The sequence below is a fragment of the Halomonas elongata DSM 2581 genome, assembly GCF_000196875.2.
Classification (GTDB): domain Bacteria; phylum Pseudomonadota; class Gammaproteobacteria; order Pseudomonadales; family Halomonadaceae; genus Halomonas; species Halomonas elongata.
Map to the genome: position 1 here is coordinate 1,378,526 of NC_014532.2, position 14,523 is coordinate 1,393,048.

Consider the following 14,523-nt stretch of genomic DNA (forward strand, 5'->3'; position numbering starts at 1 on the left):
ATCCAGGAGCGTCCATGCCCATGCGCCTCTCTCCGTTTTCCCGCCCTCTGGTGGCGGGGCACGGCGTCGCTGCGTCGCGAATACGCCAAGCCTGCATCGAGCTGGGCCTGCAGCCCGTGGCGGCACTCGGCGGTGAAGCCTCGCTGATCGATGAAGCGCGAGCGGCGGGATGCGATGCCCTGCATCCCGGTGAGGGCGATGCCGTCCGGCAGGCGGCGCTCGCCGAACGATGCCGGCACCTGGGATTGCGTTTTCTGGGCGCAGAAACCGCGTTGCTGGAAGCCATGGCGAATGATCGGACCATGCGTCAGTCGATGCGCGAGGCCGGTCTGCCCCTGGCGACGCCGGACTCGGATGGCGAGATCGTCGCGATGTCCCTGTTGGCCGATCGCTTCGGGCGGGTCCTCTACCTGTCGCCTCGTCAGTGCCGGGGCGACGCCGCCGGGGCCCCACTGAACGGACTGACGGTGGAGCGTTACCGCTATCTCGGCGAACTGGCGGCGCGTGGCGTGGCCCGCCTCGGGGTGGTCGGGCTGGTCGAGATGCGCTTTTGCGTGGCGGGGAATCGACTCGGTTTCGTGGACATGCGCCCCGGCCCGACCGGCGACGAAGCCCTGGATGAGGCCCTGGTGGGGCTGGATCCGCTGGTCAAGCAGCTTCGCGTGCTGGCCGGGGAGCCGCTGCGCGAGCGGCAGTCGCGGGTGTCGCTCAATGGGCAGGCGCGTCTGTGGCGACTCGAGCCGCCGTCGGATGGCGTGTTCACCGGTGGCCCCGGGGTGCGACTCGACCGTTGCGAGCAGGGTGGCCAAGCGCGGTTGCTGGTCTGGGGGCGACGCCCGGAAGAGGTTGAGCGGCGTGCCTGGCGAGTCTTTGCCGAATGGTGGGGGGACGAGGAGGCCAGCCGACGCTTGTGAGCCGGTATGGCATCGCCATTTCCCTTGTGGCGCGGGATTCGCTATATTGCATTGCAGCAATCGGGTTGCCTGCCGGTCCCGATCCGGCCCATGCCATGGAGCGCCGCGATGTATGCCATGATGCCTCCCTTGCCCTCGGCGGCAATGTCCCTGTTGGATCCCTTCGGCTTCGGGCGTGCCGCCTGCGATTACTGGGGCGATGCCCTGGAGCGCGGGACACTTTATCTGGATGTCATGCGCCAGCGTGGCAATCAATATCTCGAGCATATCGAGAAGACCAAGCCCAATGTGCTCGGCTTCGAGGCCGAGGTGCTGCTCGATGGGCGTGATCTGCCGCGTCCCGTCAACTATGAGCTGCTGCGCATCCTGCCGCCGGAGGGCGTCGAGACCGACCCGAACAGTCGGCCCTTCGTGGTGATCGATCCGCGTGCCGGGCATGGCCCCGGGATCGGCGGTTTCAAATCGGACAGCGAGGTGGGTGTGGCGCTGCGGGCCGGGCACCCATGCTACTTCATCGGGTTTCTGCCGTACCCCGTGCCGGGCCAGAAGGTCGAGGACGTGGTCGAGGCGGAGATCGCCTTTCTACGCCATGTCATCGCATGTCACCCCGAGGCATCCGAGAAACCCATGGTGGTGGGCAACTGCCAGGCCGGCTGGCAGATCATGATGGCGGCGGCCCTGGAGCCTGACATCTTCGGACCCATCCTGATCGCCGGCGCACCCCTGTCGTACTGGGCCGGCGAGCGGGGACGAGCGCCGATGCGCTATACCGGTGGGCTGGTCGGCGGCAGCTGGATCACCGCGCTGCTCGGCGATCTGGGCGCCGGGCTCTTCGACGGCGCCTGGCTGGTGCAGAATTTCGAGAGTCTCAATCCGGCCAATACCTGGTGGGACAAGCAGTACCGGCTCTATGCCAATATCGACAGCGAAGCCGGGCGCTATCTGGAGTTCGAGCGCTGGTGGGGCGGACACGTGGCGCTGGGGGCCGACGAGATCCAATACATCGTCGACAACCTCTTCATCGGCAACCGGCTGTCCACCGCCCAGCTGGTGACCTCGGACGGGCGACGCATCGACCTGCGCAACCTGCGCTCGCCGGTGGTGGTGTTCTGCTCCCGGGGTGACGACATCACGCCGCCGCCCCAGGCACTGGGGTGGGTGCAGGATCTCTACGAGGACACCGAGGCCATCGTCGCCAACGAACAGACCATCGTCTATTGCGTGCACGACAGTACCGGCCATCTCGGTATCTTCGTCTCGGGCAGCGTGTCGCGTCGCGAGCATACTGAATTCACCGCCAACATGGACTATATCGATGTGTTGCCGCCGGGACTCTACGAAACCACGGTGACGCCGGCCGAGACGCATTCGGATGCCGAGCTGATCGAGCGGGACTACCTGCTCGAGTTCCAGCGCCGTGAGGTCGAGGATCTCGATCGAGAGGTCCAGCACCGGCCGGACGATGAACGGCGCTTCGCCACGGTGGCGCGCTTGTCCGAGATCAACCTGGGACTCTATCGACTCTGCTGGCAGCCCTGGGTGCAGGCCCTGGCAACCCCGGAATCGGCGCGCTGGATGCGGCGCATGCATCCGAACCGCCTGGGCTATCGCCTGCTGTCGGATCGCAATCCGCTGATGGGGGCGGTACCGGTGCTGGCCGACCGGGTGAGACGCGGCCGTCAGCCGGTCGACGACGACAATGTCTTTCGCGCCCTGGAAGGCGTGATGTCCACCAGCATTTCCCAGAGCCTGGAAGCCTGGCGGATCTATCGTAATGGCCTCATCGAGCAGGGATTCCTGACGTTCTACGGACAGCCCGTTCTGCAGGCGCTGGTGGGTCTGGGCGGTGACACCCAGGCGCTGCGTCGTCGGCCTGGCGACGAGCCCGAGCACCGGCGCTTCGTCGAGCAGCGGCGGCGGACCGCCCGCGACAGGATCGCCGAGGGAGGGGAGCATGAAGCGGTGATGCGTTCGGTGATCTATGTGCTTGGCGGTGCGCCGGCCAGCGACGAACGCAATTTCAAGCGGCTGCGTGCGTCACGGGCCGAGCTGGAGCCGGGTATCCAGCTCGCCGATTTCAAGCATCTGGTGCGCGAGCAGTTCTTCATCCTCAAGCAGGATCGCGAGGCTGCCCTGGAGGCCATCCCGACGCTGCTGGCGGGGCAGAGCGCCAAGCAAATCGATGCCCACCTGGAGCATATCGACCATGTGCTGGCGGCCAGCGGAGAACTCTCCGAACGTGCCTCGGCACGCCTTGAGCGGGTGCGAGGCCTGTTCAATGCGGCCAAGCCGAAACGCGCCGCCGGTTCGCGGTCCCGGCGTTCCGGCCCGTCCACGGAGCGCGATGGCTGACGATGCCGGAGTTTCTCCGACCGCCCCCGCCGGCTTGCCGACGGGGGCGTTTCGTTGGTGACGAGGTCAGGCTTCGCTTGTGGTCTTCATCGTCCTCGGGCTAGGTTCATAGGTCGCGACTGGCGTGAAGGCGAGCGCTGGGGTAGGGTAAGCGCATTTTTCACCGTCGAAGATGTGGCGGGTCGAAACCGTTCGGCGTCAGCCCCGGCTGGCGCCAAAAGCATTGTGGAGCACTATGGGCAAGTCACTGGTCATCGTCGAGTCGCCTGCCAAGGCCAAGACGATCAACAAGTATCTCGGCAACGAGTACATCGTGAAGTCGAGCGTGGGACACATTCGTGACCTGCCGACCAGCGGCTCGGGCAAGGCGGCCTCCGATCCCAAGGAACGCGCCCGTCAGGCGGCAGCAACACGCAAGATGTCCGCCGAGGAAAAGGCCGAGTATCGCAAGCGCAAGGCTCACGACCAGCTCATCCGGCGCATGGGCATCGATCCCGACCATGGTTGGGAGGCCGAGTATGTGGTCCTGCCCGGCAAGGAAAAGGTGGTCGCCGAGCTGAAGAAGCTGGCCGACAAGGCCGATAACGTCTATCTCGCCACCGATCTGGACCGCGAGGGGGAAGCCATTGCCTGGCACCTTCGCGAGACCATCGGCGGCGACGAGTCGCGCTATCGCCGGGTAGTGTTCAACGAGATCACCAAGAACGCCATCCAGGAAGCCTTCGAGGACCCCGGCCAGTTGAACATGCCGCGGGTGGAGGCTCAGCAGGCGCGGCGTTTTCTCGATCGGGTGGTCGGCTTCATGCTCTCGCCGTTGCTGTGGGCCAAGATCGCCCGTGGACTCTCCGCCGGTCGCGTACAGTCGGTGGCGATGCGCCTGATCGTCGAGCGCGAGCGCGAGATCCGGGCCTTCGTGCCCGAGGAGTTCTGGGACGTTCACGCCGACCTGTCGCCGCGTGATGGCAACGGGGAAACGGTGCGTTTCGAGCTGGCGCGCCAGGATGGCAAGACCTTCCGGCCGACCAGCGAGACCGAAACCCTGGAGCGCATCGCCGCCCTGCGCGAGGCGAACCTGGTCATCACCAGTCGTGAGGACAAGCCGACCCGCTCCCGGCCGAACGCGCCCTTCATCACCTCGACCCTGCAACAGGCCGCCAGCGGCCGGCTGGGCTTCTCGGTGAAGAAGACCATGACGCTGGCCCAGCGTCTCTACGAGGCCGGTTACATCACCTACATGCGTACCGATTCCACCAACCTCTCGCAGGAGGCGGTGGCCGGCGCGCGTGACTATATCGGTGAGGCATACGGCAAGCCTTATCTGCCCGAAACGCCCAATCGTTACACCAGCAAGGAAGGTGCCCAGGAGGCCCACGAAGCCATCCGGCCTTCCGATGTGACACGTCGGGCCGGCGACCTCGCCGGCATGGAACGCGACGCCGAGCGTCTCTACGAGTTGATCTGGCGCCAGTTCGTGGCCTGCCAGATGACGCCGGCCGAGTATCTGTCCACCACCCTGACGGTGGAGGCCTCTGGCTATGAGCTCAGGGCCAAGGGGCGCGTGCTGAAGTTCGACGGTTACACCCGGGTCATGGCGCCCATGGGGCGCAAGGACGAGGACCAGTCGCTGCCGGACCTTGCCGAGGGCACCGCCCTGACGCTCGAGGCGCTGGATCCGCAGCAGCACTTCACCAAGCCGCCGGCGCGCTACACCGAAGCCAGCCTGGTCAAGGAGCTCGAGAAGAAGGGCATCGGCCGGCCTTCCACCTATGCGTCCATCATCTCGACCATCCAGGATCGGGGTTATGTGCGTCTCGAGAATCGGCGCTTCTATGCCGAGAAGCTGGGTGACATCGTCACCGAGCGGCTCAAGGAGTCCTTCCCCGACCTGATGGACTACTCCTTCACCGCGCGCATGGAGGACAGCCTCGACGAGGTGGCCGAGGGTCAGCGTCGCTGGCGCGAGCTGCTCGATGCCTTCTACGCCGAGTTCCGCGAGGAGCTCAAGGTGGCCGAGAGCGAGGAGGGCATGCGGCCCAACCAGCCGGTGCCCACCGATATCGAGTGCCCCACCTGTGGGCGCGAGATGCAGATTCGCACCGCCTCGACGGGAGTCTTCCTCGGCTGCAGCGGCTACAACCTGCCGCCCAAGGAGCGTTGCAAGACCACCATGGACCTGCTGCCCGGCGATGAGGCCGTGGCCGCCGACGCCGGCGAAGAGGCCGAGACCGACGCACTGCGTGCCAAGCACCGCTGCCCGAAGTGCGGCACTGCCATGGACAGCTACCTGATCGACGAGCAGCGCAAGTTGCACATCTGCGGCAACAGTCCTGACTGCGATGGCCACGAGGTCGAAGAAGGCCGGTTCCGCATCAAGGGCTATGACGGACCGACCATCGAGTGCGACAAGTGCGGCAGCGAAATGCAGCTCAAGTCCGGGCGTTTCGGCAAGTACTTCGGTTGTACCAACGACACCTGCAAGAACACCCGCAAGCTGCTCCGCAACGGGGAGGTGGCGCCACCCAAGATGGATCCCATCCCCATGCCGGAACTGGCCTGTCAGAAGGTCGAGGACCATTACGTGCTGCGCGATGGCGCCAGCGGGCTCTTCCTGGCGGCCAGCAAGTTTCCCAAGAATCGCGAGACGCGTCCGCCCCTGGTCGTCGAGCTCCAGGCCCATGCCGATGAGCTGCCCGAGAAATATCGTTACCTGCTCGATGCGCCGAGTGCGGACCCTGACGGACGTCCGGCCCAGATCCGTTTCTCGCGCAAGACCAAGGAACAGTTCGTGATGACCGATGACAACGGCAAGGCAACCGGCTGGAAGGCCACTTTCGCCGATGGCCGTTGGCAGGTGGAGGACAAGCGCAAGTGACACCCCGCGCACGAACCAATCAGTTGCTCTATCAGGCCGAGCTGTTGCTCGCCGTCGCGCCGGGGGATGACGAGCACGCCGAGGCGCGGCGCATGGCGGCCGAGGAAGGCGCCCTGGCGCTGCTCGAGCTGGCCCTGGCATCGCTGGTGCAGGAGCTCACCGAGTTGACCGAACACGCCTTGCCGGCGGACGGCGACTGGCGCCGGCTGCTGTTGTCCGATGAGGTGCGACTGGCCGAGCTCGAACGGCTGCGCGGTCTGGCCGAGCGCCCCGATAGCTGGCTGGCCCGCCTGCTGGTGAGGATCGAGGCGTTGCGCTCCAGCGACGGCGTGGCCCGCCGCTCGGGCGGGGCGGCCCAGGGGCTGATCGCCGTTGGCGGTGCCGACGACCTGGGTGCGGAACTGTTCGACTGCCTGCGTGAAGCCAAGCGCGAGATCGGCGCCCTGCGGCAGACCAATGAAGAATGGTAGCGTGCCGGTGACATGATCCGGGTGTCGCTACATGGCGACACTGCTGCTTCATCGGCGGCGTTGAACTGACACCCGAGACCAGGTGCGGTATAAACGTCGTCGATTTCATCGCCTCTTCCATCGTCGACGAGTTCCCCTACATGACATTGCTTTCTCGCCGCCGCTTCGGTTCGTTGTTCGCGGGCCTTTGCCTGGCTCTGCTGATGCCTTCCCTGTCCCACGCCGGCCTGATGGAGGCCATCCAGACGCGTGACGAGTCGATGGACGAACTCCTCACGCATGCCGGTCAGCCGCGTTACAGCAATGAAGTCTGGATACTCATCGACAATGAGGCGGCCAGCCTGAGTCTCTATCGCGGCAATACGCTGCTGAAGTATTTCTCGCCGATCTCGCTGGGCCGGGGCGGGGCCGAGCCTCAGCGCCAGCGCGGTGGCCGGGTGACGCCGTTGGGCGAGTTTCGTGTCACGCGCTTCAATTTCGACAGCAAGTTCCACACCTTCGTCGGCCTGAATTATCCGACGCCCACCCATGCGCGCATGGCGTTGCAGTCCGGTATCTACAGCCAGCGAGACTATGACGACTATTTCGCTTATTATCGGCGGCACGGCAATCCGCCCCAGGATACGGTGCTGGGAGGATACATCGGTATCCACGGCGTCGGGGTGGCGGATCCGGAGATCCATCGTCGCTTTCATTGGACGGATGGTTGTGTCGCCGTGACGGATGGGCAAATCGATACCCTGTCGTCGATGATCGACATTGGCACGCGGGTCGTCATCCGCTAGGCTTTACATGCGCTAGGGACGTTCTCGTCGAGAAGCGGACGCCAGGGATTTTGAACAGCGTTTGACTTCTGCGATGTGCAACGTAATGTTGCTAAGAGAGTACTGAAAACAGTACTTTCATAAAGTCCCGCTTTGCGGGGGCCTGTTTCGGCAGGCATTGCCAATGCAGTTCCAAGGAAGATCCAAGGAGAACATTATGACCCTCAAGACGACTCTGAAGCTGACCGCCGCTGCCGCTTCCCTGGCCGTTCTGGCTGGCTGTGCTTCTTCCAGCGCTCTGGAAGACGTGCGTACCACTGCCGAGTCCGCCCAGGCCGATGCCGCTGAGGCTCGCAGCATCGCGACCCAGGCTCAGAACACCGCCAACCAGGCGCAGCGTGACGCTCAGAAGGCTCTGCAGATGTCTCAGCAGAACCGTGAAGAGATGAACCGCATGTTCGAGCGTTCCATGCGCAAGTGATCGTGCTCCGCCGCCCTGGGCGGCGGTTGTTACGATAGACAAGGGCCCCGCCATTCGGCGGGGCCCTTGTCGTATGTGACATCGTCTGCGCCACCGCCGGCACCCTGCCGGCGGTGGCGGTCGGCATCAGCCGTCGAGAGCGAGGCGATCCATGAGCCCTGGTTGGGCGGTGGCCAGTTCCAGGTGGTCGTAGAGCGACTTGGGCTCGGGGGCAGGCTCCTCGGGCTCTTCGGAGGCTTTCAGGGCCACCGGCATGCCGCTGGGGACTTCCACGACCTCACGCAGCCGCCCGTAATCGATCGGGTAGTCATGGGAGTCGATACTGGCCTCGACCTGCGAGAGCGCTTCAGTGACGCGCTGGATGGTCGTGCCCTGTTTCTCGTCCAGATAGGGGTAGGCCTGGACGTAGAGAGTGCCGTCGGACCAGCCGAGCTTGAAGCTGTCGTTGATGATGCGCACCTGGGTACCTACCGAGATCTGGTCGAACAGGGCTTCTGCATCGTCTGGCAGCATCCTCACGCAGCCGTGAGACACGCGCATGCCCACACCCTCCGGCTTGTTGGTGCCATGGATCAGGTAGCCGGGAATGCCGAGGCGCATCTTGCGGGTGCCCAACGGATTGTTGGGGCCGGCGGGGACCACGCTTGGCAGGGGGTCGCCGGCGGCGGCGTGTTCCTGGCGAATGGACTCGGGTGGGTACCAGGCCGGGTTCTTGACCATTTGGGTAATGGTTGTGTTACCCAGCGGCGTTTCCCAATCCTGACGGCCGACACCGAGTGGATATGTCTGGACGGTGCGCGGCTCACCGTCCTTGGCCGGGGGATAGTAGTAGAGACGCATTTCGGCGACGTTGATCACGATGCCCTTACGTGGCACGTCGGGGAGAATGAACTCACCGGGAATCTTGACCTCCGTTCCTTCGCCGGGATACCAGACGCTGACGCCGGGGTTGGCGCGTACCATGGCCCGGTAGCCGATGCGGTGCTCGTGGCCGATGTCGATCAGGGTGTCTTTCTCGTCGGCCTTGACGGTGGTGACCTCGCCGATCAGGTCGCCCTTCTCGGGAAGTCGGTAATGCCCCGGAGGCAGGTCGCCGTCGGCGGCCTGGAGAGGCGCGGCGAGCGCGCCGGCCAGGCCCAGGGCCATGGCGAGGCGGGTGCTGTACCCGAAAAGGGAAGTGCGTGTCATCTCTGTCATCGTCTCTGATTGCCGTTCATTCGGGGCTATGGCCTCGTCCCTGGGCCAAGGGCCTGAGTATTGGAGTGATCTGCCGGGGGAGAGTTCGCTGTCCGGCGTCGGGTGACCGGCGGGATTCATGCCGCCTCGGCCTTGCGATTGAGTGAATCCAGGAGTCGCTCGACGAAGTCGAAGCGCGATGTCTCGTCCTCCAGGTTCGCCGTGAAGCGCAGTGTGTCGGCGCCTTCGAGCCTATAGGTCTGTGGATCGTGCTGGATCAGTTCTACCAGGATCAAGGGGTCGACCCGGGTATGGCCGGAGAATATCACTCGGCCCCGCTCGGCGCCGGCCTCGAGCCGGGTGATACCCAGCCGTTCGGCCCGCTGGCGTAGTCGGGTCTGGCGCAGCAGGGTCTTGACCGGTGCCGGGAGCAGACCGAAGCGGTCGATCATCTCGACCTGAAGCTCCTTGAGCTCGGCCTCGGTCTCGGCGTTGCTGATGCGCTTGTACATGACCAGGCGTTGCTGGATGTCCCGGAGATAGTCGTCGGGGATCAGCGCCGGCAGATTGAGGCTGACCTCGACACCCTCGTCCAGGGGAGCCTCGATATTGGGCGTCTTGCCGTCGCGTATCGCCTTCACCGCACGATCCAGCATCTGCATGTAGAGACTGTAGCCCAGAGCCTCCATCTGGCCGCTCTGCTCGTCGCCGAGCAGTTCGCCGGCGCCGCGGATTTCCATGTCGTGGCTGGCCAGGGTGAAGCCGGCGCCCAGGTCTTCGGACTGGGCGATCGCCTCGAGGCGCTTGGTGGCATCGCGGGTCATTGCCCGAGGTGGCGGGGTGAGCAGGTAGGCATAGGCCTGGTGGTGGCTGCGGCCCACGCGGCCGCGCAACTGGTGGAGCTGGGCCAGGCCGAACTTGTCGGCGCGCTGAATGACGATGGTGTTGGCACTGGGCACGTCGATACCGGTCTCGATGATGGTCGAGCAGACCAGCACGTTGAAGCGCTTGTGGTAGAAGTCGGACATCACCCGCTCCAGCGAGCGCTCCGGCAACTGGCCGTGGGCCACGCCGACCCGGGCGTCGGGCACCAGTTCGCGCACGGTCTCGGCGGCCGTCTCGATGGTCTTGACCTCATTGTGCAGGAAGTAGACCTGCCCGCCGCGCAGAATCTCGCGCAGGATCGCCTCCTTGATCACCGATTCGTCGCGCTGCTGGACGAAGGTCTTCACCGAAAGGCGGCGCGCCGGCGGGGTGGCGATGATGGAGAGGTCGCGGATGCCGCTCATGGCCATGTTGAGCGTGCGCGGAATGGGCGTGGCGGTCAGCGTCAGGATGTCCACCTCGGCGCGCAGCTGCTTGAGGCGCTCCTTCTGGGCGACGCCGAAGCGGTGTTCCTCGTCGATGATCAGAAGGCCCATGTTGGCGAAGCGCATCGACTTGGAGAGCAGCTTGTGGGTGCCGATGACGATGTCGGCACGGCCGTCCTCGATGCGCTGCATGGCGGCGCTCTGTCCCTGGCCGCTGGTGAACCGCGAGACGAGCTCGATATTGACCGCGGTATCGGCGAAGCGGTCGCGGAAGTTCTCGTAGTGCTGGCGGGCCAGCAGGGTGGTGGGTACCAGCACCACGACCTGGCGTCCGGAGTGCACGGCCAGGAAGGCGGCGCGCATGGCTACCTCGGTCTTGCCGAAGCCCACATCGCCGCATACCACGCGGTCCATGGGGCGCGGTGCCGTCATGTCGGCCAGCACCGACTGAATGGCGACGCGCTGGTCGGGGGTTTCCTCGAACGGGAAGCTGGCGGCGAAACGGGCGTATTCGGCGTCCGGCATCTGACAGGCGAAGCCCTCGCGGGCCTCGCGCCGCGCATAGATGTCGAGCAGCTCGGCAGCGGTGTCGCGGATCTTCTCGGCCGCCTTCTTCTTGGCCTTGTCCCACTGTTCGGAACCCAGGCGATGCAGCGGGGCCAGCTCGTCGTCGGCACCGGCATAGCGGGAGATCAGGTGCAGGCTGTCCACCGGCACATAGAGCTTGGCGCCGTCGGCGTATTCCAGGGCGACGAATTCGGCGGCCTGGCCACCCGTTTCCAGGGTTTCCAGTCCCAGATAACGGCCCACGCCGTGGGCCTGGTGGACCACGGGGGCGCCCGGGCGCAGTTCGGAAAGATGGCGGATGGCCAGTTCGTCGTCGTCGGTGGCCTTTTCCCGGCGGCGGCTCTGGCGGACGACCTCGCCGAACAGCTCGGTTTCGCTGATCACCGCCAGGTTCGGTGACTCGAGCCACAGGCCGGCGTCGATGGTGCCCTCGGTGATGGCCAGGCGCGGCTTGCCGTCGAGAAAGGCGGAGAAGTCATCGACGTGGGGCAGGTCGAGGTGGAGGGGCGCCAGGATCTCTTCCAGGGCTTCGCGGCGTCCTCGCGATTCGGCGACGAACAGTACCCGGGTGGCGTGATCCTCGAGAAAGTGGGAGAGGGCGGCGAGCGGCTCCTTGCTGCGGGCGTTGATCGTTACTTCCGGAACACTGCGCACTGCCGGCGTGAGGGCGTGAGGATGCGCCGTGTCGTCGGTGAGCTCGACCCGTGGGTAGCGCTTGATGGCGGAGAAGACTTCGGGAACCGGCACGAAGGCGCGATGGGGCGGCAGCAGGGGGCGCGTGGGGTCGACGCCGAGGTTCTCATAGCGGCTCTCGATGGCCGCCCAGTGATGCTCGGCCGCCTCGAAGACGCCCGGTGTGAGGGCCACCCGGGTGGTGTCGGCAAGGTGATCGAACAGCGTCGCCGTCTCCTCGAAGAACAGCGGCAGGTATTGTTCCAGGCCGGGTGAAGGAATGCCCTTCAACGCATCCATGTACAGGGGGCACTGACGGGGATCGACGTCGAACAGGGTCTCGAAGCCTTCGCGGAAGCAGGCAATGGCGTCACGCGACAGGGAATACTCGTGGGCCGGCAGCAGGTCGAGACGTTCCACCTTGTCCTGGCTGCGTTGGGTGTCCGGGTCGAAACGGCGCAGGGTGTCGATTTCGTCGTCGAACAGGTCGATGCGCACGGGCATCTCGCTGCCCATGGGGTAGAGATCGATGAGCGCGCCACGCAAGGCGTACTCGCCGGGTTCGTAGACGGTCTCGACGGCCCGGTAACCGGCGCGCGACAGACGTTCGCGAAAGCCCTCGCGGTCCAGCGTCGTACCGACCTCCAGCGTCATCACGCGTCCGGCGATGTAGTCGACGGGGGACAGGCGCTGCATCAGGGTGTTGACCGGCACCAGCACGATGCCGTGCTCGCCGTCCTGGAGGCGACGCAAGGTGCGCAGGCGGGACGAGACGATGTCCTGGTGGGGCGAGAAGCTATCGTAGGGCAGCGTTTCCCAGTCGGGGAAGGGCAGCACCGGAAGGCGCGAGTAGAAGGCCAGATCGCCTTCCAGGCGCTGGGCGGCGGCCGTGTCGGCGGTGATGACCAGCAGCGGGGCATCCTCGGCCAGATGCGCCAGCGCCAGTGCCGTGGCACTGCCGGGCGGAGTCTGCCAGTAGAGGGTGTCACGCAGCCCCTGCGGACGCTGGGGGTCGAGTGGCGAGAAAGTCGGCATGGCGTCTTCGCGTCGTGTCGAATGGGATGACTGTGGGCATCATACCAGCCCCGCGTGTCATGTAGTGAGAAGCCGGTTGTTGTAATCCGTCTACACCGGTTGCGACCATCCCGTGATTGCCCTTCGGTGATCGGCTTCGGATAATACCGGCGAATCTCAACCCCCCACAGAGAGGCCTCACGTGAGTCAGGAATCCCTCGATACCGTCTTCCAGGAATGGCACGACAACCAGGCGCTCGCCGAGCAGATGATCCCGCTGATCGGCAGCCTCTATCGCGGCAACAACGTCGTGGCTACCATGTTCGGGCGTTCGCTGTTCAATCGCAGTGCCATCCGGATCCTCAAGGACCATCGTTTTGTCCGCAAGATCGAGGGGACCGAACTCTCCGTCCAGGATACCTTTCCGCTGATCCAGGCCATGCAGTCGCTTAACCTGGGACCGGCCCATGTCGACGTCGGCAAGCTGGGCGTGGCTTTCAAGAGGCGTGGCGGCGGCGATGCCGAGGCGTTTCTGCGCGAGGAGCTGGCCGAGATCGTCGATGCGCATGACCCGGATGCGGGCACCGGTGAGCCCAAGGACGTGGTGCTGTACGGTTTCGGCCGCATCGGTCGCATCCTGGCCCGCGTGCTGATCGAGAAGGCGGGTGGCGGCAATCTGCTGCGGCTCCGGGCGATCGTGGTGCGCGGCCGCGGGGATATTGCCAAGGACCTGGAGAAACGGGCGAGCCTGCTGCGTCGCGACAGCGTGCATGGCCCCTTCGACGGCACCATCAGCGTCGATGTCGAGTCCCGCACCCTGATCGCCAACGGTAATGTCATCAAGGTGATCTACGCCGATTCGCCCGCCGAGATCGATTACACGGCCCATGGCATCGACCATGCCGTGGTGGTCGACAATACCGGTATCTGGCGCGACGAGCAGGGGTTGAGTCAGCACCTGGAGTGCAAGGGCGTTTCCAAGGCGCTGCTCACGGCGCCGGGCAAGGGCGACGTCAAGAACATCGTCTATGGCATCAACCACCAGGACATCACCAGTGACGACCGCATCATCTCGGCGGCATCCTGTACCACCAATGCCATCGTGCCGGTGCTCAAGGTGATGAACGACGAGTTCGGCGTCGAGCATGGTCACGTCGAGACCGTTCACTCCTATACCAACGATCAGAACCTGATCGACAACTACCACAAGGGCGACCGGCGTGGGCGTAGCGCACCGCTCAACATGGTGTTGACCGAAACCGGTGCCGCCAAGGCCGTGGCCAAGGCGCTGCCCGAATTCGACGGCAAGCTCACCGGCAACGCCATCCGGGTGCCGACGCCCAACGTCTCCATGGCGATCCTCAACCTGCGCCTGGAGAAGGAGACCGACGCCGAGGCGCTCAACGATTACCTGCGTCGCATGGCCATCGGCTCCGATTACCAGAAGCAGATCGATTTCGTCGATTCGCCCGAGGTGGTGTCCACCGATTTCGTCGGCAACCGCCATGCCGGGATCGTCGATGCCCAGGCGACCATCGCCAACGGCAAGAACGCTGTGCTCTACGTCTGGTACGACAACGAGTTCGGTTACAGCTGCCAGGTCATCCGTATCCTGCAGCAGGTTTCCAACGTGAGCTTCCTCAAGCTGCCTCGCGCTCAGTGACGAGTCCCCACGCCCCCGTCGATCGACGGGGGCGGTAGATCCTTCCCCAGCCCGCACCTCTCGCCGGCCAACGTTTTTTCCACTCACCGCAAGGCCCCGAGAGAGGCGTCAGTACCCGTCTTGCGACCTTCGGTCGGTAGTCATCGCATCGGCTTCTCTTTATAATATCCGGGATTTTCGGGGTGGTTCGAGTTCGTCTCGGGCCCGACTGGTAACATTCTGACAACCAAAAGAATCTGAACCCATTCGTACCCCTTTCCTTCGTATA

The 14,523-nt window shown here is 64.9% G+C and carries 9 protein-coding genes; 7 read left to right on the forward strand and 2 right to left on the reverse strand.

Annotated elements, in window-relative coordinates:
- Positions 1 to 14: 14 nt before the first annotated feature.
- The 6 genes from HELO_RS06610 to HELO_RS06635 all read left to right on the forward strand — a co-directional run bounded on the left by HELO_RS06610 (position 15) and on the right by HELO_RS06635 (position 7,853).
- Positions 15 to 914, forward strand: a complete 900-nt coding sequence (locus tag HELO_RS06610) for an ATP-binding protein (protein WP_013331962.1) — start codon at positions 15 to 17, stop codon at positions 912 to 914.
- A 108-nt stretch (positions 915 to 1,022) separates the two neighbouring features.
- Positions 1,023 to 3,266, forward strand: coding sequence for a DUF3141 domain-containing protein (locus HELO_RS06615; RefSeq protein ID WP_013331963.1), 2,244 nt, complete (start codon positions 1,023 to 1,025; stop codon positions 3,264 to 3,266).
- Between the two features lie 235 nt (positions 3,267 to 3,501).
- Entirely contained in the window at positions 3,502 to 6,138 is a 2,637-nt protein-coding gene (gene topA / locus HELO_RS06620; RefSeq protein ID WP_013331964.1) for a type I DNA topoisomerase, read from the forward strand.
- On the forward strand, positions 6,135 to 6,608 hold the full coding sequence (locus HELO_RS06625) for a DUF6586 family protein (protein ID WP_013331965.1): 474 nt from the start codon (positions 6,135 to 6,137) through the stop codon (positions 6,606 to 6,608). Before topA ends, HELO_RS06625 begins: the two co-directional genes overlap by 4 nt.
- Positions 6,609 to 6,748: 140 nt before the next feature.
- Positions 6,749 to 7,393 (forward strand): L,D-transpeptidase family protein, encoded by a 645-nt coding sequence (locus tag HELO_RS06630; protein ID WP_013331966.1) that lies wholly within the window; start codon positions 6,749 to 6,751, stop codon positions 7,391 to 7,393.
- A 196-nt stretch (positions 7,394 to 7,589) separates the two neighbouring features.
- Positions 7,590 to 7,853 (forward strand): Lpp/OprI family alanine-zipper lipoprotein, encoded by a 264-nt coding sequence (locus HELO_RS06635; RefSeq protein ID WP_013331967.1) that lies wholly within the window; start codon positions 7,590 to 7,592, stop codon positions 7,851 to 7,853.
- A 126-nt stretch (positions 7,854 to 7,979) separates the two neighbouring features.
- Here the strand turns inward: HELO_RS06635 and HELO_RS06640 are convergent, their stop codons facing one another.
- Both HELO_RS06640 and mfd read right to left on the reverse strand, forming a co-directional pair.
- Positions 7,980 to 9,041: a L,D-transpeptidase family protein gene (locus tag HELO_RS06640; protein WP_232519623.1), complete on the reverse strand. Its 1,062-nt coding sequence runs from the start codon at positions 9,039 to 9,041 to the stop codon at positions 7,980 to 7,982.
- Positions 9,042 to 9,166: 125 nt separating this feature from the next.
- A complete protein-coding gene (gene mfd, locus HELO_RS06645) occupies positions 9,167 to 12,613 on the reverse strand; it encodes a transcription-repair coupling factor (RefSeq protein WP_013331969.1) in 3,447 nt (1,148 codons plus the stop codon).
- Between the two features lie 181 nt (positions 12,614 to 12,794).
- Here mfd and HELO_RS06650 point away from each other — a divergent pair, with 181 nt between their 5' ends.
- On the forward strand, positions 12,795 to 14,255 hold the full coding sequence (locus HELO_RS06650) for a glyceraldehyde-3-phosphate dehydrogenase (RefSeq protein WP_013331970.1): 1,461 nt from the start codon (positions 12,795 to 12,797) through the stop codon (positions 14,253 to 14,255).
- Positions 14,256 to 14,523 lie beyond the last annotated feature (268 nt).

Coding starts and splice junctions, on each gene's coding strand:
- HELO_RS06615 (WP_013331963.1), top strand. CDS start 1,023: ATGTATGCCATGATGCCTCCCTTGCCCTCGGCGGCAATGTCCCTGTTG.
- HELO_RS06635 (WP_013331967.1), top strand. CDS start 7,590: ATGACCCTCAAGACGACTCTGAAGCTGACCGCCGCTGCCGCTTCCCTG.
- HELO_RS06640 (WP_232519623.1), bottom strand. CDS start 9,041: ATGACACGCACTTCCCTTTTCGGGTACAGCACCCGCCTCGCCATGGCC.
- HELO_RS06630 (WP_013331966.1), top strand. CDS start 6,749: ATGACATTGCTTTCTCGCCGCCGCTTCGGTTCGTTGTTCGCGGGCCTT.
- HELO_RS06610 (WP_013331962.1), top strand. CDS start 15: ATGCCCATGCGCCTCTCTCCGTTTTCCCGCCCTCTGGTGGCGGGGCAC.
- topA (WP_013331964.1), top strand. CDS start 3,502: ATGGGCAAGTCACTGGTCATCGTCGAGTCGCCTGCCAAGGCCAAGACG.
- mfd (WP_013331969.1), bottom strand. CDS start 12,613: ATGCCGACTTTCTCGCCACTCGACCCCCAGCGTCCGCAGGGGCTGCGT.